The organism is Aerophototrophica crusticola (genome assembly GCF_012913305.1).
Taxonomy (GTDB): domain Bacteria; phylum Pseudomonadota; class Alphaproteobacteria; order Azospirillales; family Azospirillaceae; genus Niveispirillum; species Niveispirillum crusticola.
Genome location: NZ_CP051775.1, coordinates 2,208,954 through 2,228,992 on the forward strand (window position 1 = coordinate 2,208,954; position 20,039 = coordinate 2,228,992).

16 protein-coding genes and 1 pseudogene are annotated in these 20,039 nt (G+C 69.2%); 7 read left to right on the plus strand and 10 right to left on the minus strand.

Annotated features, from left to right (window positions below; translation table 11 throughout):
* Nucleotides 1–50 precede the first annotated feature (50 nt).
* The 4 genes from HHL28_RS18605 to HHL28_RS10775 all read left to right on the plus strand — a co-directional run bounded on the left by HHL28_RS18605 (nt 51) and on the right by HHL28_RS10775 (nt 4,776).
* Nucleotides 51–767 carry a hypothetical protein gene (locus HHL28_RS18605; RefSeq protein ID WP_404325555.1) on the plus strand — a complete coding sequence of 239 codons (717 nt, stop codon included), beginning with the start codon at nt 51–53 and terminating at the stop codon, nt 765–767.
* Between the two features lie 195 nt (nt 768–962).
* Entirely contained in the window at nt 963–3,158 is a 2,196-nt protein-coding gene (glgB, locus tag HHL28_RS10765) for a 1,4-alpha-glucan branching protein GlgB (RefSeq protein WP_404325556.1), read from the plus strand.
* Nucleotides 3,159–3,613: 455 nt separating this feature from the next.
* Nucleotides 3,614–4,009 (plus strand): hypothetical protein, encoded by a 396-nt coding sequence (locus HHL28_RS10770; protein ID WP_169655114.1) that lies wholly within the window; start codon nt 3,614–3,616, stop codon nt 4,007–4,009.
* 299 nt (nt 4,010–4,308) lie between these two features.
* Nucleotides 4,309–4,776, plus strand: a complete 468-nt coding sequence (locus HHL28_RS10775; RefSeq protein ID WP_075772004.1) for a Csu type fimbrial protein — start codon at nt 4,309–4,311, stop codon at nt 4,774–4,776.
* Nucleotides 4,777–4,779: 3 nt separating this feature from the next.
* On the opposite strand, the gene HHL28_RS10780 is transcribed toward HHL28_RS10775, so the two are convergent.
* The 3 genes from HHL28_RS10780 to mutY all read right to left on the minus strand — a co-directional run bounded on the left by HHL28_RS10780 (nt 4,780) and on the right by mutY (nt 6,911).
* Nucleotides 4,780–4,962, minus strand: coding sequence for a hypothetical protein (locus HHL28_RS10780; RefSeq protein ID WP_075772003.1), 183 nt, complete (start codon nt 4,960–4,962; stop codon nt 4,780–4,782).
* Between the two features lie 174 nt (nt 4,963–5,136).
* Nucleotides 5,137–5,835 carry a DUF1194 domain-containing protein gene (locus HHL28_RS10785; protein ID WP_075772002.1) on the minus strand — a complete coding sequence of 233 codons (699 nt, stop codon included), beginning with the start codon at nt 5,833–5,835 and terminating at the stop codon, nt 5,137–5,139.
* A 35-nt stretch (nt 5,836–5,870) separates the two neighbouring features.
* Nucleotides 5,871–6,911, minus strand: a complete 1,041-nt coding sequence (gene mutY, locus HHL28_RS10790) for an A/G-specific adenine glycosylase (RefSeq protein WP_075772001.1) — start codon at nt 6,909–6,911, stop codon at nt 5,871–5,873.
* Nucleotides 6,912–6,996: 85 nt separating this feature from the next.
* Between mutY and HHL28_RS10795 the strand changes: the two genes are divergently transcribed.
* The 3 genes from HHL28_RS10795 (at nt 6,997) to smc (ending at nt 11,835) form a co-directional block, all read left to right on the plus strand.
* Nucleotides 6,997–7,506: a DUF721 domain-containing protein gene (locus HHL28_RS10795; RefSeq protein WP_169655116.1), complete on the plus strand. Its 510-nt coding sequence runs from the start codon at nt 6,997–6,999 to the stop codon at nt 7,504–7,506.
* Between the two features lie 28 nt (nt 7,507–7,534).
* Complete coding sequence (locus HHL28_RS10800; RefSeq protein WP_169655118.1) at nt 7,535–8,206, plus strand: DsbA family protein; 672 nt, start codon at nt 7,535–7,537, stop codon at nt 8,204–8,206.
* 107 nt (nt 8,207–8,313) lie between these two features.
* A complete protein-coding gene (gene smc / locus HHL28_RS10805) occupies nt 8,314–11,835 on the plus strand; it encodes a chromosome segregation protein SMC (protein WP_075771998.1) in 3,522 nt (1,173 codons plus the stop codon).
* 104 nt (nt 11,836–11,939) lie between these two features.
* Here smc and rodA read toward each other — a convergent pair whose 3' ends face one another.
* The 7 genes and pseudogenes from rodA to HHL28_RS18610 form a co-directional block, all read right to left on the minus strand.
* Nucleotides 11,940–13,088 carry a rod shape-determining protein RodA gene (gene rodA / locus HHL28_RS10810; protein ID WP_075771997.1) on the minus strand — a complete coding sequence of 383 codons (1,149 nt, stop codon included), beginning with the start codon at nt 13,086–13,088 and terminating at the stop codon, nt 11,940–11,942.
* The gene (gene mrdA / locus HHL28_RS10815; protein ID WP_404326910.1) at nt 13,085–14,914 is read right to left on the minus strand and encodes a penicillin-binding protein 2; all 1,830 of its coding nucleotides are present in this window, start codon (nt 14,912–14,914) and stop codon (nt 13,085–13,087) included. Before mrdA ends, rodA begins: the two co-directional genes overlap by 4 nt.
* An 85-nt stretch (nt 14,915–14,999) precedes the next feature.
* Nucleotides 15,000–15,509 carry a rod shape-determining protein MreD gene (gene mreD / locus HHL28_RS10820; RefSeq protein WP_075771996.1) on the minus strand — a complete coding sequence of 170 codons (510 nt, stop codon included), beginning with the start codon at nt 15,507–15,509 and terminating at the stop codon, nt 15,000–15,002.
* Nucleotides 15,510–15,520: 11 nt separating this feature from the next.
* On the minus strand, nt 15,521–16,399 hold the full coding sequence (mreC, locus tag HHL28_RS10825) for a rod shape-determining protein MreC (RefSeq protein WP_075771995.1): 879 nt from the start codon (nt 16,397–16,399) through the stop codon (nt 15,521–15,523).
* 80 nt (nt 16,400–16,479) lie between these two features.
* A pseudogene (locus HHL28_RS10830) lies at nt 16,480–17,519 on the minus strand (rod shape-determining protein).
* Between the two features lie 311 nt (nt 17,520–17,830).
* Complete coding sequence (locus tag HHL28_RS10835) at nt 17,831–19,396, minus strand: 2-isopropylmalate synthase (protein WP_075771993.1); 1,566 nt, start codon at nt 19,394–19,396, stop codon at nt 17,831–17,833.
* Nucleotides 19,397–19,538: 142 nt separating this feature from the next.
* On the minus strand, nt 19,539–19,682 hold the full coding sequence (locus tag HHL28_RS18610) for a hypothetical protein (protein ID WP_404325561.1): 144 nt from the start codon (nt 19,680–19,682) through the stop codon (nt 19,539–19,541).
* Between the last annotated feature and the right edge of the window lie 357 nt (nt 19,683–20,039).

Consider the following 20,039-nt stretch of genomic DNA (forward strand, 5'->3'; position numbering starts at 1 on the left):
CTGTACACCACCCTGGCGCGGACCCTGGGCGAGCGGACGGCGCAGATGCATTGTGCCCTGGCCACGGCCACCGGCACCCCGACTTCGACCCGGAGCCCCTGTCGGCAGAGGACAGTTCCGCCATCCTGGACAACGCCCGGCGGCAAGCCGACCGTGCCTTCCAGGCGCTGCGCCTGGCCAGGCCGAACCTGACCGAGGAGGCCGGACAGGCGGTGGATACCCTGCTGGCCCGCGAGGCGGAGGTGCATGACCGGCTGGCGCGGCTGGTGCGCGGCCAGATGGACGTGAGCAAGACCCGGATCCATGGCGACTACCATTTGGGCCAAGTGCTGCGCTCCGCCACCGACTGGTTCATCATCGACTTCGAGGGGGAGCCGGCCAAGGGCATCGCCCAGCGCCGGGCCAAGCAGAGCCCCTTGCGCGACGTGGCCGGGATGTTGCGCAGCTTCGACTATGCCGCCTGGGCGGCCCTGTTCCAGATCGCCGAGGTACATGCCGACGCCCTGCCCCGCCTGCGCCCCTTGGCGGAGGAATGGGAACAGGCGACCCGCGCCGCATTCCTGGAGGGCTATCGCAGCGCCATCGGCGGCTGCTCCGCCCACCCGCCGGGCGAGGAGGACGCCGACCGGCTGGTGGCCCTGTTCGAGCTGGAGAAGGCCCTTTACGAAATCGTCTACGAGGCCGGCAACCGCCCGGCCTGGTTGCCGATCCCGGTACGGGGGGCCCTGCATGTGCTGGACAAGGCGGGGGTGGAGCCGGTGGCCTGATCCTTCAGCCGGGTCTCCCCCTCACCCCGACCCTCTCCCCGGTGGGGAGAGGGGGCGGGTTGTACCATTGACGATCCGGTTGCCGATGCCCGCCACATTCCCCCTCTCCCCCACGGGGAGAGGGTTGGGGTGAGGGGGCAAACCGGGCGGGGACCAAGACCCCCGACCATGAACGAGACCCCAGGGACGAGAACCATGCCCGACACCATCGACAGCCCCTTCCGCGCCGCCATCGAGGCGCTGGTGCATGCCGACCATGGCGACCCGTTCAGCGTGCTGGGCCCGCACCCCGGACCTGGCGGCACCTGGCAGGTGCGGGCCCTGTTCCCCGGGGCCACCAGACTGGAGATCATCGCCCGGGAAGGCGGCGAGGTTCTGGCGGAGGGCCGGCTGGTCCACCCGGACGGGTTCTGGCTGGCGGAGCTGGACGAGGAGCGGCGGGACTACAAGCTGCGCCTGGACTTCGGCCACGGCCCGGTGGAGTTCGAGGATACCTACCGCTTCGGCCCCTGGCTGGGGGAGCTGGACCTGCACCTGATGGGTGAGGGCAACCATGAGCGCATCTGGGAGCGGCTCGGCGCCCATGTGGTGGAGCATGACGGGGTGGGCGGCACCGTCTTCACCGTCTGGGCCCCCAGCGCCCGCAAGGTGAGCGTGGTCGGCGACTTCTGCACCTGGGACGGCCGCCGCCTGCCCATGCGCAAGCACCAGGGCATCGGCGTGTGGGAGCTGTTCGTGCCCCATGTCAGCCATGGCGACCGCTACAAGTTCGAGATCAAGGGCCCGCGCGGGGAGATGCTGCCCTGGAAGGCGGACCCGGTGGCCTTCTATGCGGAGCACCCGCCGGCCACGGCCAGCGTGGTCCACGGCCTGCCACATTGGGACTGGTCGGACGCCGCCTGGCGCGATCGCCGCGCCGCCGCCAATGACCGCAAGGCGCCCATCAGCATCTATGAGGTGCATATGGGGTCGTGGAAGCGGGGCGACGGCAATCGCTACCTGACCTACCGGGAACTGGCGGACCAGCTGGTCCCCTATGTCAAGGAGATGGGCTTCACCCATATCGAGATGCTGCCCATCACGGAGTTCCCCTTCGACGGGAGCTGGGGCTACCAGCCGGTGGGGCTGTTCGCCCCCACCAGCCGGTTCGGCACGCCGGAGGACTTCAAGTACTTCGTGGAGGCCTGCCACAAGGCGGGGCTGGGCCTGTTGCTGGACTGGGTGCCCGGCCACTTCCCCACCGATGCCCATGGGCTGGGCCTGTTCGACGGGACGCACCTGTATGAGCACGCGGACCCGCGCCAGGGCTTCCACCAGGACTGGAACACCCTGATCTACAATTACGGCCGGCGGGAGGTGCGCAACTTCCTGCTGGGGAACGCGCTGTACTGGATGGACCGGTTCCACCTGGACGGGCTGCGGGTGGATGCGGTGGCGTCCATGCTGTACCTGGACTACAGCCGCAAGGCCGGTGAGTGGGTGCCCAACCAGTTCGGCGGGCGGGAGAACCTGGAAGCCATCGACGTGCTGCGCCGGATGAACGAACTGGCCTATGGCCACCATCCAGGCACCATGACCGTGGCGGAGGAAAGCACCGCCTGGCCCGGCGTGTCGCGGCCCACATACCTGGGCGGCCTGGGCTTCGGCTTCAAATGGAACATGGGGTGGATGCACGACACCCTGAACTATATGAGCCAGGACCCGATCCACCGGCGCTGGCACCACCACAACCTGACCTTCGGGCTGCTCTATGCCTTCAGCGAGAACTTCATCCTGCCGCTGAGCCATGACGAGGTGGTGCACGGCAAGGGCAGCCTGTTGAACAAGATGCCGGGGGACCGCTGGCAGAAGTTCGCGAACTTAAGGGCCTATTACGGCTTCATGTGGACCCACCCCGGCAAGAAGCTGCTGTTCATGGGCGGCGAGTTCGCCCAGGAGCGGGAATGGAGCCACGACCGGGGCCTGGACTGGTTCCTGCTGGACCTGCCGGAGCACCAGGGCCTGCGCGACCTGGTGCGGGACCTGAACATCCTATACCGCGACAACCCCGCCCTGCACCGGCTGGACTGCGAGCCGGAGGGCTTCGAGTGGCTGGAGGGCAACGACGCGGAGAACAGCGTTCTAGCCTTCCGCCGTACCGATGGGGAGGGGCGGAGCGTGGTGACGGTGTGCAACTTCACCCCCCTTCCCCGTCATAACTACCGGGTGGGCGTCCCCGCCCCCGGCCGCTATGTGGAGCGGCTGAACACAGACGCGGCCCAATATGGCGGGTCCAACGTGGGCAATGGCGGGGCGGTGGACGCCGGTGACATCCCCGCCCACGGCCGGCCCTTCAGCCTGAACCTGACCCTGCCGCCGCTGGGGACGCTGGTGTTGGAGCTGGAGCAGTGAGGGTGTGCCGGAGCTGTCAGGGCCTGGGGTGGGATGTTCAGGGAGCACGGATTTGACGGATTGAAGGGGTTGCAAGGATGAAGAAGGGAAGAAAACAGCTGGATGCCGCAGCCTGGGGACTATCGTGGTTTCACCGCGGTTCGCCTGGAACTGGCCTGTCCGCCTGAACTTTACTTGTGTCCGTGTTCATCCTGTTGGTTCCCCGACCCCAAATCCGCTTTCCGGCCCGGGACATTCGAATTGCGTTCATCTGCATGTGGCATTGCGTTATGCAATACGCGACACCCCCGGCCCCTGATCGCTTTTGCATTGGGCAAGTGCCATTAACATTGCCCGGCCGCATGTAAACGGTTGGTCGGCGAACTGCTGGCACCAGGGTTGCTATGTCAGGGGCAAGCGCAAGAAGCGCCGGCCGTGGCGGAAAACCGCCTGATCGAACCGACAGCAACCCGACAATGTGCCCCCGGCGCGGCCCCGGCCGCCTGACCCTTGCGATCCTGGCCCTACCGGCCCTGTGCGCCGCCCCCGCGGCGGCCCAGGGGACGGGAAGCCTGCGGCTGGGGGCCCTGGTGCAGGCGGAGTGCGCCTTGCAGGTCATGGAGAACCTGACCGTCCTGGACGTGCTGGGCGGTGTTCGGGACGTGCCCATCGCCACGGTGGGGGAGCGATGCAATGACGGCGACGGCTACCGGGTGGTGCTGACCTCCCGCAACAACGGCTTCCTGCGGGGCCAGAACGGGGATGTCCTGTCTTATCTGGTGAGTTATGGCCCGCTGGAGGCTGCCAAGCTCTCTGCCCCCGAACCGTCATCGCCAACCATGCCCAGACCAATTGGAAGCAGCGCACGCTGATGGTGACCATCCCCGCCGCCCAGCAGGTGCTGGCCAGCGCCTACAGCGACGCCCTGACCCTGACCATCGAGGCGCGCTAGACCCGTTTCCCGCAGACTGGAAACGGGTCTAGCCCTTTGTGTCCCTCACACGCCGGCGCCGCATCCGCGGCTTGGCTTACGCGACCATGTGGTCGCGCGGCGGCAGTCGCCGCCGGAGCGTGTTTACGGTCGGCGCAAACACGCTCTAAGACGGCTGGCCCCCGGATTGCATCGTCCCACCGGACACGTCCCCGCCCCTTCGCGCCCTTGCAGGATGCAATGACCCTGTCCCGCCCCGCCCTCCTGTCACTCGTCGCGTTGGCGGGGCTGATGTCCGCCGGGCAGGTGGCAGCGCAGGGCACGGTGCGGCTGGCCGGGTCGGTGAACCCGAACTGCAACCTGCAGGTCCAGGATCTGGGCGCCACCCTGAACATCACCGGCGGCAGCACGCTGGTGCGGGTCGGCAGCATCAGGGAATATTGCAACGACAAGGACGGGCTGACCCTGACCTTCACCTCCAGTAACGGCGGGGCGCTGGTGGGGGAATCGGGCTTCCGGGCCGGTTACAGCATCAGCTATGCGGGGACAAGCAACTGGCAGGCCCTGTCCGTGCCCTATGTGGTCACCCGCAACAACAAGCAGACCAACGAGCCCTGGCGCGACCTCTATGTCAGCCTGCCCGCCAACGCCCAGGCGCATGCCGGCAGCTACCGGGACACGGTCACGGTCACCATCGCGGCGCGCTGAGGTTCAGGCGCCCTGCCCCGGGTCGGCCGGCCCCGAATCCGCCACCGCCGCTGTCGGGAAAGTGGACAGCCCGGGCGGCTCGGACCAGACGATCGTCCCGGTGCCCAGGATGATGCCGAACAACAACCCCACCACGGCGGCCAAGCCGTTGCGGTCCTCATCGATCACACCGTAGTGACGCATCATCGGTCCTCCTGCCCGGGAGGAACAAGCGTGGGCACGCCAAGTTGCGAGGCGGTCGCGCGGGACCCCCGAATGGGCAACGGGAGCCCAGGGCCATCCTGCGCCACTTCGTTGCAGGGCGCCACTGCCCAGCCGGGCAGGTCAGAGGGGAGAAGGGACGGGAAGGGGCCGTTCGGGTCAGGCGATTTCCGTGACCAACTTCTGCAGGAAACTCTCGGCGAAGCTCTCCGCGCTGTCGGCGCTGCGGACGAAGGCCCCCTCCCCGCCGATGATGCTGTCGGCGTAGTAGGATTCCAGCCAGGGATACTCGTCCAGGATGGCCAGGGCGTTGACCGTGACCCCCGCGGCGGCGGCATAGCCCCTGGCCGTGGCGGGGTCGATGCCGGCGTTGCTGAAGCCGTTGGAGACCAGGTCGATCTTGCGCTTGTGGGTGGCGAAGGGGGCTGCTTCCAGCAGCTGCACCGCCCCCACCACCGCGCTGCCCAGGGCCGTGCTGCCGCCCATGGCGATGCCGGGCAGCCCGTCCACGGTGGCGGCGAAGTCCTGGCAGTCCGCCTCCCCCGCCAGTTCCCGCCAGGGGACGAGGGTTGCCAGCGTGTCTGGCCCGGCGAACTGGGCCAGCATCACGGCGATGCGCCGCCGTGGCCCATCCTGGATGGCCCGGGCCACGGCCGGGTGCCGGAAGGCCGCCGCGTGGCCGCGGAGTTGGAAGTCCAGCAGGTCCTTGTTCACGCTGGCGGAGGCATCCACGGCCAGGACAAGCTGCAAATCCACCGGCACCCGGCCGACCCCCTGGGCCAGGGCGGGCGGGCCCAGCAAGGGTGCTGCGGCCAGCGCCCCCAACCCCTTCAGCACGGACCGACGATTGACAGGCACGACAGGACCTCCCGCCTTTGCGGCCCGCCCTCCCGTCAGGTGGCGTGGGCGAGGCCGTGGCGCACGACTTTGGCCATGACGGTGGGCAGCGCCTCCCCACCCAGCCGGTCCGGCGCCACCCAGGTGCCGTCGGGCACCGGGACGGCCGCCGGGACCCGACCCGCCAGGACGGATAATTCCAACTCGAAATGGGTGAAAGTATGACGGACGATCCCCGGCAGGAGGCGCCATGCGGCCTGCACCGGCGCCTGGGCCAAGGCAGCGTCCAAATCCGGCACCTCCGCCCCCCAACCGGTGGACGGCACCTCCATCATCCCGCCCAGCAACCCCGTCTCTGCCCGCCTCCGCAGCAGGATGGACCCGGTGCCGTCGGTGACGAAGAAGGCGACGCCGCGGCGGAGGGGCTTTGCCGCCTTGGCCGCCTTGGCCGGCAGTTCCTCCTGGATGCTTAAGCTCCGCGCCTCGCACCATTGCGCCCAGGGGCAGAGCATGCAGCGGGGCTTGCGCGGGGTGCAGATGGTGGCGCCCAGGTCGAACAGGGCCTGGGTGTAGTCGCCGGGGCGCTGGTCAGGCACAAGGCCCGCGGCCAGGGCCTGGAGGGCGGGCTTGGCCTGGGGCAAGGGGTCGGCGACGGCATAGATGCGGGCCAGCACCCGTTCCACGTTGCCGTCCAGGGCGGCGGCGGGCTGGTCGAAGGCGATGGCGGCCACGGCGGCGGCCGTGTAGGCGCCGATGCCCGGAAGCTGCCGCAATCCCGCTTCATCCTCCGGGAAGCTGCCGCCCAGTTCCGTCGCCACGACGCGGGCGCAGCGGTGCAGGTTGCGGGCCCGGGCATAGTAGCCCAGGCCGGCCCAGGCCCGCAGCACGTCGTCCAGCTCCGCCGCCGCCAAGTCGGTGACGGTGGGCCAGCGGCGGGTGAATTCCTGGAAATAGGGTCCCACCGTGGCAACGGTCGTCTGCTGCAACATGATCTCCGACAGCCAGACCCGGTACGGGTCCATCCGCCGCCCCGGCGGGGCCCGCCAGGGCAGCACCCGGGCGTGGCGGTCGTACCAGCCGAGCAGGACCCCTGCCATGGCGCCCGCCCGGGGATCGGGATTGGTCTGGCCCGCGGCGGGCGCTTCTGCTTTAACGGGTCGGCCGGAACCGGGACGCTTCGCCATGCACTACGGACCCCAGAGATTAGGACGGCAGCTCTCCGCCATCGCCGGCAAGGCGCTGGGCAAGCACGGGCTGGCCTTCGGCGCGCTGCTGGCCGACTGGGCGAGCATCGTGGGCTCGCGCCTTGCCGACCAGACGTCGCCGCTCAAGCTCGTCTTCCCCAAGGGCAAGCGGGAGGAGGCGGTGCTGCACCTCCGCGTGACGTCCCCGGCAGCGCTGCTGATCCAGCATGAGGAACCCCTCATCCTGGAACGGATCAACGCCTTCATGGGCTGGCGCGCGGTGGCACGGCTGAAACTGGTGCATGGCGCGCCGGTCCTCAAGACCCGCAGCTATGTGCCGCCCCGGCCCAAGCGCCTGACGCCGGAGCAGGAACAGGCCCTGGCGGCCAAGACATCCACGGTGGAGGACCCGGAGCTGCGGGCCTCGCTGGAGCGGCTGGGCCGCGCGGTGGAGGGGGACCCCCGCCGGGGTGAGGGGCTTGAAGCGCCCGGACCACAACGTCTATGATCCAACATCTAGTGTCGAGGAGGCTGGAGTGCCCCGTTCTACCCGCAATCCCTTGGGCCGCCGCACCCTACTGGCCGCCGCCGGCGCCACCCTGCTGGCCCTGCCCTTCGCCGGCGCCGCGCTGGCGCAGACCACGGCCGTTTCGCCGCAGGACGCGGTGAAGTCGGCCATGGAGGGGATCACCTATGGCGACCCGAAGGCCCCGGTGACGGTGGTGGAGTACGCGTCGCTCGCCTGCTCCCACTGCGCGGACTTCAACAACACCATCCTGCCGAAGATCAAGGCGGAGTTCATCGACACCGGCCAGGTGAAGCTGGTGTTCAAGGACTATCCCCTGAACGCGCCGGGCCTGCGCGCCTCCATGCTGGTGCACTGCGTCGGCGGGGACCGGGGCAAGGCGCTGAAGAACGCCCTGTTCAAGACGCAGAGCGCCTGGCTGAACCAGGATTTCCTGAAGCACATCGCCCAGACGGCCAAGTTGGCGGGCGTCAGCCAGCAGACCTTCGACGCCTGCATGGCCAACAAGCCGCTGGAGGACACGGTCATCCAGAGCCAGCAGGTCGCGTCCCAGAAATATGGCGTGAACTCCACCCCCACCTTCATCATCAATGACGGGGCGGCGAAGATCGAGGGCGCCAACGAACAGGCGCTGATCGACGCGATGGTCAAGGCCGGCGCCAAGCGCAAGCCGCAGGGCTGAGGGGCGGGTTAGAGATGGGGGACAGGGGGATGGTGGGTCTGGATACCAAGGCCGGGAGCTGCGCGCGCCCCGGCCGCCCTCTGCCCTGCTGAGCCGGGGCGGCGCCCGTGCAGTTCACCAAGCTCCGCCTGTCCGGCTTCAAGTCGTTCGTGGACAACACCGAGCTGTTGGTCGAGCCCGGCATGACCGGGGTCGTCGGCCCCAACGGCTGCGGCAAGTCCAACCTTGTCGAGGCGCTACGCTGGGCCATGGGGGAAACCTCGGCCAAGAAGATGCGCGGCGAGGACATGGACGACGTGATCTTCGGCGGCACGGCCACGCGGCCGGCGCGCAACATCTGCGAGGTCACGCTGGTCCTGGACAATGCCAGCAAGACCGCACCGCCGCCCTTCAACGACTTCGACGAGCTGGAGGTGACGCGGCGGCTGGAGCGGGGGTCGGGCTCCGACTACCGCATCAACGGCAAGCTGGTCCGCGCCCGCGACGTGCAGATCCTGTTCGCGGACAATGCCTCGGGCGCCAGCTCCCCCGCCCTGGTCAGCCAGGGGCGGGTGGGCGCCCTGATCAACGCCAAGCCCGGCGACCGCCGCCAGTTGCTGGAGGAGGCTGCCGGCATCAGCGGCCTGCACGCCCGCAAGCATGAGGCGGAACTGCGCCTGCGGGCGGCGGAGACGAACCTGACCCGGCTGGACGACGTGCTGGGCACCATGGAGCAGCAGCTCCAAGGCTTGCGCAAGCAGGCCCGCCAGGCCAGCCGCTACCGGAATTTGCAGGAGCATATCCGCCGGGCCGAGGCCATCCTGCTGCACCTGAAGTGGAGCGAGGCGGAGCGGGCGCTGGTGCGGTCCCGCGCCGGGTTCGACGCGGCGGAGAACGCCGTGCGCGGCCTGATGCTGGCGGTGACCCAGGCCACCACCAAACGCACGGAGCAGGCCGCCGGCCTGCCGTCGAAGCGCCAAGCGGAGGCCGCGGCGGCGGCGGCGCTGCAACGGCTGGTCCTGGCGCGGGAACAGCTGGACCAGGAGGAGCGGCGGGCCAAGGAGGCCTTCCTGGCCCTGCAACGCCGCCTGGCCCAGGTGGAGGGCGACCTGTCCCGCGAGTCCGGGCTTGCCGCCGATGCCCGGCAGGCGCTGGAGCGCTTGGCCGAGGAACGCCAGATGCTGGCCGAGGCCCAGGGTGAGGAAGGGCTGGAGCAGGAGGAGGCGCAGGCCGCCCTGCTGGAGGCCAAGGACGTGGTGGAGGCCCTGGACCGGGAGCTGGCCCGGGCCATGGAAGCCGTGGCCGCCGACGAGGCCAAGCGCGCTTCTCTTGAGCGGCAGGTGCGGGAGCTGGAGGCGCGCGCCACCACCCTGCGCCGCCGGCTGGAGGAGCAGCAGGCCCAGAAGGACGCCCTGGAGCGGGAGGTGGCCGGCCGCGGTGACATGGCGGAGGCGGAGGCCGCCCTGGCCGAGGCAGAGGAGCGGCTGGAGCTTGCCCGGGAAGAGGCGGAGGCCGCCGAGCGGGCGAAGGCCGAGGCGGAGCATGCGGCGGAGCAGGTGCGGGCGGAGGGCCAGGTGGCCCAGGCCCGAGCGCGGGAAGCCGTGCAGGCCGCCGACAGCGCCCGCGCCAAGCTGAAGGCCGAGCGGGACGCCCTGGCCGACCTGCTGAAGGCCAACAAGGGCGACCTGTTCCCGCCCCTGATCGACGCGCTGACCGTGGACCCCGGCTATGAGCAGGCCCTGGCGGCGGCCCTGGGTGACGACCTGACCGCGCCCTTGGATGAGGCCGCACCCGTGCACTGGCGCGCCCTGCCCGCCCTGCCGGACCCGGCGCCCCTGCTCCAGGGCGTGGAGCCCCTGGCCGCCCATGTGCAAGCCCCGGCGGCCCTGGCGCGCTGCCTGTCCCTGGTGGGGATGGTGGCGGACGCTGCCACCGGTGCTGCCTTGGCCCCCGGCCTGAAGCCCGGCCAGGTGGTGGTGACCCGGGATGGCGGCGCCTGGCGCTGGGACGGGCTGACCACCGCCGCCGGCGCCCCCACCGCCGCCGCCATCCGCCTGCGCCAGCGCAACCGGCTGGCGGAGGTGGCGACCGAGCTGGAAGCGGCGGAAGAACGGCTGGCCGAGGCGCGGGAGCTGCTGGAGGAGGCGCGTCTCGCCGGGGAGAAGCGGGTGGCGGAGGCCCGCGGCGCCGTGGAGCAGGCCGCCGGCCGCGACCGGCAGGCGCGGGAGGCGGTGCGCACCGCCTTCACCCAGGCCGGGCAGGCCCGGGACCAAGTGTCGAAACTGGCCCAGGCGGCGGCGGCCACGGCCTCGCGGCTCCAGGCCCTGGCAGAGGCGGTGGGCCAGCTGGCCGCCGACCGGGCGGTGGCGGAGGAGGAATGGGCGGAGGCCCGCGCCACGCTGGAGGAGATGCCCGACGCCACCGAGGGCCGGACCCGGGTGGCGGAGCTGCGCGGCAGGTTGGCGGAGCAGCGCACCCGCCTTGCGGAGCGGCAGGGCGCCGCCGACCGGCTGGTGCGGGAGGCGGAGGCGCGGCGGCGCCGGTTGGAAGCCATAAGGCAGGAGGAGCAGTCCTGGGCCAGCCGCATGGCCGGCACCGACGGACGGCTGGCCGAACTGGCGGAGCGGGCGGCGGAGGCGCGGGCCGAGTTGGAGACCCTAGCCGGGCGCCCGGCGGAGATCGAGCTGGAGCGCACCGACCTGCTGGACCGCATCGCCGAGGCGGAGCGCGTCCGCAAGCGGGCGGGTGACGAGCTGGCGGCCCTGGAGGCCCAGGTCGCCACCGTTGAGAAGGACCTGAAGGAGGCGGAGAACGGCTTGGCCGACGCCCGCGAGGCCCGCGCCCGGGCCGAGGCTGCCGTGGGGGCGGCGCTCCAGCTCCAGCAGACCGTGGCGGAGCGCATCGCCGAGCGGGTGGATTGCGCCCCGGAGAAGATCCTGGAGGTTGCCGGCATCGACGAGGGCGAGGAGCTGCCCGAGCCGGCGGCCGTGGAGGCGCGGCTGGAACGCCTGCTGGCCGAGCGGGAGAACATGGGCCCCGTCAATTTGCGCGCCGAGCAGGAGGTGAAGGAGCTGGATGAGCAGATCGGCGTGATGAAGGGCGAGCGGGAGGATCTGGTCGCCGCCATCGGCAGGTTGCGCCAGGGCATCTCCGGCCTGAACCGGGAGGCGCGGGAGCGGCTGATGGCCGCCTTCGGCAAGGTGGACGCCCATTTCCAGGAGATGTTCACCAAGCTGTTCGGCGGCGGCCGGGCCCATTTGAAGCTGACGGAGGCGGAGGACCCGCTGGACGCGGGGCTGGAGATCTATGCCTCCCCGCCGGGCAAGAAGCTGCAGGTGCTGTCGCTGCTGTCCGGCGGCGAGCAGGCGCTGACCGCCCTGTCCCTGCTGTTCGCCGTGTTCCTGTGCAACCCGGCACCCATCTGCGTGCTGGACGAGGTGGACGCCCCCCTGGACGAGGCGAATGTCGGCCGCTTCTGCGACTTGGTGGAGGAGATGGCGAAGGGTGGGAACACCCGCTTCCTGATCGTCACCCACCACCGCCTGACCATGGCCCGCATGGACCGCCTGTTCGGCGTCACCATGATGGAGCGCGGGGTGAGCCAGCTTGTCTCCGTGGACTTGGCCGTGGCGGAGAGTTTGGCGGCGTGAGTAGGTCGGATTAGCCGCGGCGCGGCGTAATCCGACGGCGTCACCGGCGTCCCCAGCCGTCGGATTACGTGGCCTTGCGGCCACTAATCCGACCTACTTCCCGGTCAGAAATCCGTAATGCCCCGCTTGGACATGCGCACGTCGCGGTGGACATGGACGGACAGCAGCAGGCCAAAGCCGATCATCACCGCCAGGGTGGCCGTGCCGCCGTAGGAGATCAGCGGCAGGGGAACGCCGACGACTGGGATCAGGCCCATGATCATGGCCACGTTGATGAAGAGGTAGAGGAACAGGTTCACCGTCAGGCCCAGGGCCACCAGCCGGCCGAACTGGTGACGGCAGCGCAGGCCGATGACGAAGCCGAACAGCAGGAGCAGGCAGTAGAGCCCGAGGAAGCCCACCGCCCCTACCATGCCGAACTCCTCCGCCAGCATGGTAAAGATGAAGTCGGTCTGCTTTTCCGGCAGGAAATTGAGGTGGCTCTGGGTCCCCATCAGGAAACCCTTCCCGAACAGCCCGCCGGAACCGAAGGCGATCTTGGACTGGGTGATGTGGTAGCCCATGCCCAGGGGGTCGTTCTCCGGGTCCAGGAAAGTCAGCACCCGGCGCTTCTGGTAGTCATGCATGAACTGCCAGATGATGGGGATCGCGGCCAGCACGCTGCCGATGACCAGCCCGAACTTCCAGAGGCGCACGCCGGACAGGAAGAAGATGGCACCGCCGATCATGACCAGGATCAGCGACGTGCCCAGGTTGGGCTGCATCAGCACCAGCCCCACGGGGGCGAAGATGATGAGCAGCGGGATGAACAGGAACGGGATGCGGCCCGTGTCCTCCAGCGTCGCGCCATGGAAATAGCGGGCCAGCGCCAGGGTCAGGGTGACCTTCATCACCTCCGACGGCTGGAGCTGGATGAAGCCAAGGTCGATCCAGCGCTGGGCGCCCTTGCCCACGTCGCCCACCAGTTCCACCGCGATCAGCAGCAGGAAGACGATGCCGTACAGCGGGTAGGCCAGCTTCATCCACACCCGGATGTCCACCAGGGCAATGGTGAGCATCATCACCATGCCGACGCAGAAGCGCACGATCTGGCGCGATGCCCAGGGGTCGAAGTTGCCGTTGGCCGCGGAATAGAGCATGGCGAAGCCGACGGAGGCCACCACGCAGATCAGCAGCACCAGGCTCCAACTGATCTGGGCGAGCTTCTCGCCCAGGGACATGGTGTCGGCGGCGCCTAGGTCGAGGCTGCTCATCGCTTGGTCCCCGGCGCGACGGGTTCGGCCGGCGCCTCCGCCTGTTGCGCCACGGTGGCGCGGGCGGCGTCCAGCATCTGGCATTCCAGCAGGATGTCGCGGGCGATTGGGGCGGCCACCTTGGAACCGCCGCCGCCATGCTCCACGATCACGGCACAGGCATATTTCGGGTTCTGGATGGGCGCGAAGCTGATGAACAGCGCGTGGTCGCGCTCCTTCCAGGGCAGGTCCTCGTTCTTGCGGACGCCGGTGGCGCGCTCGGCCATGGTGATGCGGCGGACCTGGCTGGAGCCGGTCTTGCCCACCATCTCCATGCCCACCTGGGTGATGCGGGAGGCATAGGCTGTGCCGCCCTGCTCGTTCACCACGCCGTTCATGCCGTCGATGACCAATCTCAGATTTTCCGGCTTCACGCCGATGGCGGGCCAGACAGTCCGCTCCTCATAGGCGGACTCCACCGACTTGGTGACGTGTGGCTCCACCGCGTAGCCGCCATTGGCCATGCGGGCGGTCATCACGGCCAATTGCAAGGGCGTGGCAAGCATGTAGCCCTGGCCGATGGAGTTGATCAGCGTCTCGCCGTCGTACCAGGGCTCCTTGAGGGTCGCGCGCTTCCACTTGCCGTCAGGGACCAGCCCCGCGCGCTCCCCCGGCACTTCCAGCCCCGTCTTGGACCCCAGGCCGAAGCGGCGGGCCATCTCAGCAATGCGCTCAATGCCCAGGCGGCGGGAAACCTCGTAGAAGTAGATGTCGCAGGAGTGCTTCAGGGCGTCATGCATGTTCATGGCGCCGTGGCCGCCCTTCTTCCAGCAGTGGAAGCGGTGGCCGCCCAGCTCCATGTGGTCGTTGCAATAGACCCGGTGTTCCGCCGACACCACCCCGGCCTCCAACGCGGCCAGGGCGACCAGGCACTTGAAGGTAGAGCCCGGCGGGTACTGGCCGGCGATGGCCTTGTTGGTCAGGGGCCCACGCTCATCCGCCAACAGGGCCTGGTAGGCGTCATAGCCGATGCCCATGGCGAACTGGTTGGGGTCGAAGCTGGGGTTGGAGCACAGCGCCAGGACCCCGCCCGAACGGACATCCATCACCACCGCGGCCGCGCTGGGATGTTCCTGCAACCGCTGCTGGGCATAATGCTGGAGCTTGGCGTCCAGGGTCAGGGTGACCTGCTTGCCCGGCTGGCCTTCCTGCCGGGACAGTTCCCGCACCACCCGGCCGACGGCGTTGACCTCCAGCTGCTGGGTGCCGGCCTGGCCACGCAGGGCCAGGTCATGGGCTTTCTCCAGCCCGTTCTTGCCGATGCGGAAGCCCGGCAGGGATAGCAGCGGGTCCTCGGACCCCTGCAGCTCCTTTTCCGACACAACGCCCACATAGCCCAGCACATGGGCCATGGTTTCGCCGAACGGGTAGGCGCGGACCTGGCCCACCTCGATGGACACGCCGGGAAGGTCGGGGGTGTTCAGCTCGATGGCGGAGACCTGGTCCCAGCTCAGGTTCTCCTTCACCGTCAGGGGCGCGAAGGGCCGGGTGCGCGGCACGTCGCGCATCACCCGGCGGATATCCAGCTCTGTCAACGGCACCAGCTTGGACAGGCGTTGGAGCATGGCTTCCACGTCGCCCGCCTGCTCCCGCACCATCATCATGCGGAAGTTCTGCTCGTTCAGGGCCAGGGGCACACCGTAGCGGTCCACGATCAGGCCGCGGGGCGGCGACAGCAGCCGCAGCGAGATGCGGTTGTCCTCCGCCAGCATGGTGTAGCGATCGGCCTCCAGGATCTGGAGGTAGTAGAGCCGGGCCACCAGGGCCGAGACGGCTGCCGCCTGCATGCCGCCAAGCACCAGCGTGCGGCGGGTCAGCAGCCGCTGGCGTTCGGTGTCACGGTCGAAGGAGGACAGCACGGCCAGGGGCTCCTCAGCTCAGGTATGAGCGGTGCAGCTTCTGCATCAGCGCCGCCAGCGGGGGGAACAGGGCCACGGTCAGCAGGGCCTGGACCACCACGGGCTTCGGCTCCACCAGGCTGGCCTGGATGACGCAGAAGGTCAGCCACTGGACCAGCAGGTAACCGGCGGCCACCAGGGTGAAACCCAGCCACAGCATCAGGAAGGAAGTGCCCAGGAAGAAGCGCCGCTGCGTCAGCAGCAGCCAGTAGCTGAGCATCAGGGCCAGCGGGGTCAAGCCCAGCGGCGTGCCGCCCAGCAGGTCGGCCAGCACCCCGATCAGGAAGACCAGCGACGGGCGCAGCAGGTCCGGCCGGTGCACCGCCCAATAGAAGATGCTGACCAGCATGTAGGGGGGCGAGACCTGGCTCCACCCCGCCAGCGGCACGGGTGCCATGCCCACCAGCAGCAGCAACACGGTGATCCCCGACGGCAGCATGTTGCGCGCCGTCTGGTCCAAGCGGTTCCAGACCCCCACGGCCATGGGCGTCGCCTTCACTGCATGGCGCCGGGCTGCACGGCCTCGGCGGCGAGGCCCCCGGCGCCCCCGAAATCGACGATCTGCACATGCTCCACCCGCGACAGGTCCACCAGCGGGGCGACGCGGGGCTCCCCGTCGGGGGAGAGATGGACCATGCCCACGGGCAGGCCCGGCGGGAAAAGGCCGCCATGGCCCGACGTGAAGACCCGCTCACCCGGGGAGACCTGGGCGCCGCGGGGGACGTAGAGCAGCCGCGGCTGGTCGGAGTTGTCGCCGCCCAGCATGGCGCGCTGGCGGCTCTGTTCCAGGACCACGGGGATGCGGGCGTTGATGTCGGTGATCAGCAGCACGCGGGCCGACCATTCCCCCACCTGGACGACGCGGCCGATCAGGCCGGTGCCGGCCATGGCGGCCTGGCCGCGCTGCACCCCGTCGCGCCGGCCGGCCGTGACCACCACCGTGCGCACGAAGGCCCCGCCGGGATCGCCGATCACCCGGGCCGTGACCACGGTGGCCGGCGGGTCGGGGCGGAAGGACAAGAGGCCGCGCAGGGACCGGTTCTCCGCCTCCAGCCGCAGGGCGGCTTGCTGCCATTGCTGCAGGCGGGCGTTCTCATCCCGCAGGCGGGCATTCTCCTCATAGATGTCCAGCAACTGGCGGCCGGACTCGATCACCTGGGCCACCGCCGCCGCCGGCCGGGACAGGATGTTCAGGATGGGGGAAAAGGCGTCGGTCACCCGGGTGCGGGCTTGGTCCACCAGGACCGGTTCCATCCGCGCCAGCATCATCAGGGCGATGGCGGCCATGACCAGCAGCAGGAAGTAGAACCGCTGGACCAGCGCCCAGAGGGGCGCTGCCACTCGTACCACCGCGCCGCCGTTGCGAGTCTTCACGGGCCCAACCCATCCCTGTGCGCCGGCCACGGGGCCTGCGGACCAGGACCCCGGCAATGGCAACACGTGGTTAAACTAGCTCAATATGGGCTAATCAGCACGTTCTTCAGGGTCTTCATCTCTTCCAATGCGCGGCCTGTGCCCAGGGCGACACAGGACAGCGGGTCGTCGGCGATGGAGACAGGCAGGCCGGTGGCATGCCGCAGGACGAAATCCAGGTTGGACAGCAGGGCCCCGCCGCCGGTCAGCACGATGCCCTTGTCCACGATGTCGGCGGCCAGCTCCGGCGCGGTATGCTCCAGGGCGACCTTCACGGCCTCGATGATCTGGCTGACCGGCTCGGCCAGGGACTCGGCGATCTGCCGCTCGCTGATGATCAGCTCCTTCGGCACGCCATTCATCAGGTCCCGGCCCTTGATCTCCATCACCCGGCCCTCACCATCCTCCGGCGGGCAGGCGGAGCCGATCTCCTTCTTGATGCGCTCGGCCGAGCCCTCACCCACCAGCAGGTTATGGTGGCGGCGGATGTAGCCGATGATGGCCTCATCCATCTTGTCGCCGCCGACGCGGACGGAGCGGCTGTAGACGATGCCGCCCAGGGACAGGACCGCGACCTCCGTCGTGCCCCGCCGATGTCCACCACCATGCTGCCCGTCGGCTCCGTCACCGGCAGCCCGGCGCCGATGGCGGCGGCCATGGGCTCCTCGATCAGGAAGACGCGGCGGGCGCCGGCGGCCTCCGCGCTCTCCTGGATGGCGCGGCGCTCCACCGCGGTGCTGCCGGACGGCACGCAGATGATCACCTGCGGGCTGGCGAAGCTGCGGCGGTTGTGGACCTTGCGGATGAAGTGCTTGATCATCTCCTCCGCCACCTCGAAGTCGGCGATGACGCCGTCCCGAAGCGGGCGGATGGCCTGGATGTTGCCAGGGGTGCGGCCCAGCATCAGCTTGGCCTCGTCCCCCACCGCCAGCACCTGCTTGCGGCCGCGCGAGTTCGCGATGGCCACCACCGAGGGCTCGTTCAGCACGATGCCACGGCCGCGCACATAGACGAGCGTGTTGGCCGTTCCCAGGTCGATCGCCATATCGGCCGAGAACATACCGAGCAGGTTCGGGAACATGTGTGGGGAATTCTCTGGATGCCGGTGTCTTCAGGCCGCTCCGCGCCCGGCCACCGGTATGTGCCGGACCGCGCCTGTTCCATAGACCATTCGGGTGACGGTCCTCAAGGGCGGAAAGTCCCCGCCCCGGTTTTTGTCGCCACCGCAGGGATGATTCCGCGGCATTGCAGCAACAGTTCGCGGGCGGGGACGGTGTTAACATCATCGTAGGTCGGATTAGCGGGCGTGCGCCCGCGTAATCCGACAGCCATGACCACCCCTGGGGCCGTCGGATTACGGCGCCTCGCGGCGCCTGATCCGACCTACGGGCGTCACGCGCTGAGCGCCACCGGGGCGGTCTTCAGGCGCTTCGTCAGCAGCTTGTTCAGGGCGTGGACATAGGCGCGGGCGCTGGCGACCAGCGTGTCGGCGTCGGCACCCTGGCCGTTGACGGTCTTGCCCTGCTCCTCCAGCCGCACGGTCACCTCGGCCTGGGCGTCGGTGCCGGCGGTGACGGCGTGGACTTGGTAGAGCTGCAGCCGCGCCTCATGCGGGAAGGCCAGCTTCAAGGCGTTGAAGACGGCATCCACCGGGCCGTTGCCGAAGGCCACCACGGGCGGGATGGGCTTGCCGTCCACCTCCAGCTCCAACACCGCGTGCTGCGGCCCGCGGGAGCCGGCGACCACGTGCAGGGCCAGGAAACGGATGCGGTCGTGCTGGCGGCCAGCCTCATCGTCGAGGATGGCGATCACGTCCTCGTCATAGATGTCCTTCTTCCGGTCGGCCAGGTCCTTGAAGCGGCCGAACGCGTCGTTGATCGCGTTCTCGCCCATGTCCTCATAACCCAGCTCCTTCAGCTTGGCGCGGAAGGCGGCGCGGCCGGAATGCTTGCCCATGACCAGGGAGGAGCGATGCAGGCCCACGCTCTCCGGCGTCATGATCTCATAGGTCTCGGCGTGCTTCAGCATGCCGTCCTGGTGAATGCCGCTCTCATGGGCGAAGGCGTTGGCGCCGACGATGGCCTTGTTCGGCTGAACCTGGAAGCCGGTGATGGTGGAAACGAGGCGGGAGGCGCGGGTGATGTTTTCCGTCTTGATGCCGGTATGGACCTTCATCAGGTCGTGGCGGGTGCGAATGGCCATCACCACCTCCTCCATGGAGGCGTTGCCGGCCCGCTCGCCCAGGCCGTTGATGGTGCACTCGATCTGCCGGGCCCCGGCGCCGATGGCGGCCAGGGAGTTGGCGACGGCCACGCCCAGATCGTTGTGACAATGGGCGGAAAAGACGGCCTTGTCGCTGTTCGGGACACGCTCGATCAGGGTGCGGAACAGGGCCGCGTACTCCTGCGGCATGGCGTAGCCGACCGTGTCGGGGATGTTGATGGTCGTGGCGCCGGCCTTGATCGCCGCCTCCACGCAGCGGCAGAGGAAGTCGATGTCGGATCGGCTGGCATCCTGGGCCGACCATTCCACGTCGTCGGTGTGGTTGCGGGCCAGGCTCACATACTCGACGGTGCGGGCCAGCACCTCCTCCTCCGTCATCTTCAGCATGTGCCGCATGTGCACAGGGCTGGTGGAGATGAAGGTGTGGATGCGGCGGCGCTCGGCGAACTGCAAGGCTTCGGCCGCGCGCTCGATGTCAGCCCGGTTGGTGCGGGCGAGGCCGGCGACGATGCTATTCTTTACCAAGCGCCCCACCTCACGCACGGCCTCAAAGTCGCCGTTGCTGGCGATGGGGAAGCCGGCCTCGATCACGTCGACGCCCATCTCCTCCAGCACCGTGGCGATGCGCAGCTTCTCCTCCAGGTTCATGGAGCAGCCGGGGGCCTGTTCCCCGTCGCGGAGCGTGGTGTCGAAGATGATGACCTGGTTGGGGTCGCGGGTGGCGGTGCTGGTCATGGCTCAAGCTCTTCGGGGATGCCGGCGGCGGGCCAAAGGGCCATGGGCCACCGTATGCGTTGATCCTGATATCGGCTGGGTACGCGGGCTCCGCCGCGTCAGTCCCCTGAACGCGGTTGCCGGAAAGGCCGGGCGGCTGCGCTCAGGGGCCGATTAGTCGAAGGCCGGCCAGTGCCAGCAGGCTCAGCAGCAGCAGGCCAAGGGACAGCGCGTTCGCGACCGGCAAACCATTCTCACGGGCGATGGCCCGGGCGGTGGTGCGGGTGCGGCGGCGAGGGGCAGACACGGGGTCCGGTCCTGTCCTTGGTTGCGCGAAGGCCCGAACGGAAAGGCCCTGTCTGGATTGGAGAGTAGGTCGCAATGCCGTTAGCGGCAAGTGCATTGTCGACGCAATGAACCGTCGCAGGGCGCATGCCAGCCCTCACAAGCCGGCAATGGGCGGCAACAGCCCCGCACCGAATGGCAGGGCGTCCTTGCGGGCAGCAGAAGAGCCGACCGGCATTTGCCACCTGGAAGGGTGCGCCCTGCGGGCATTCGGGATTTCCTTACGGAATCGTGCGCGCCTGCTCCCCTACAGGTCGCAGGAAACCATTGCGCGGGTAGGGAAATCATGGCATTCACGCAATCGCATACCGATCAATAA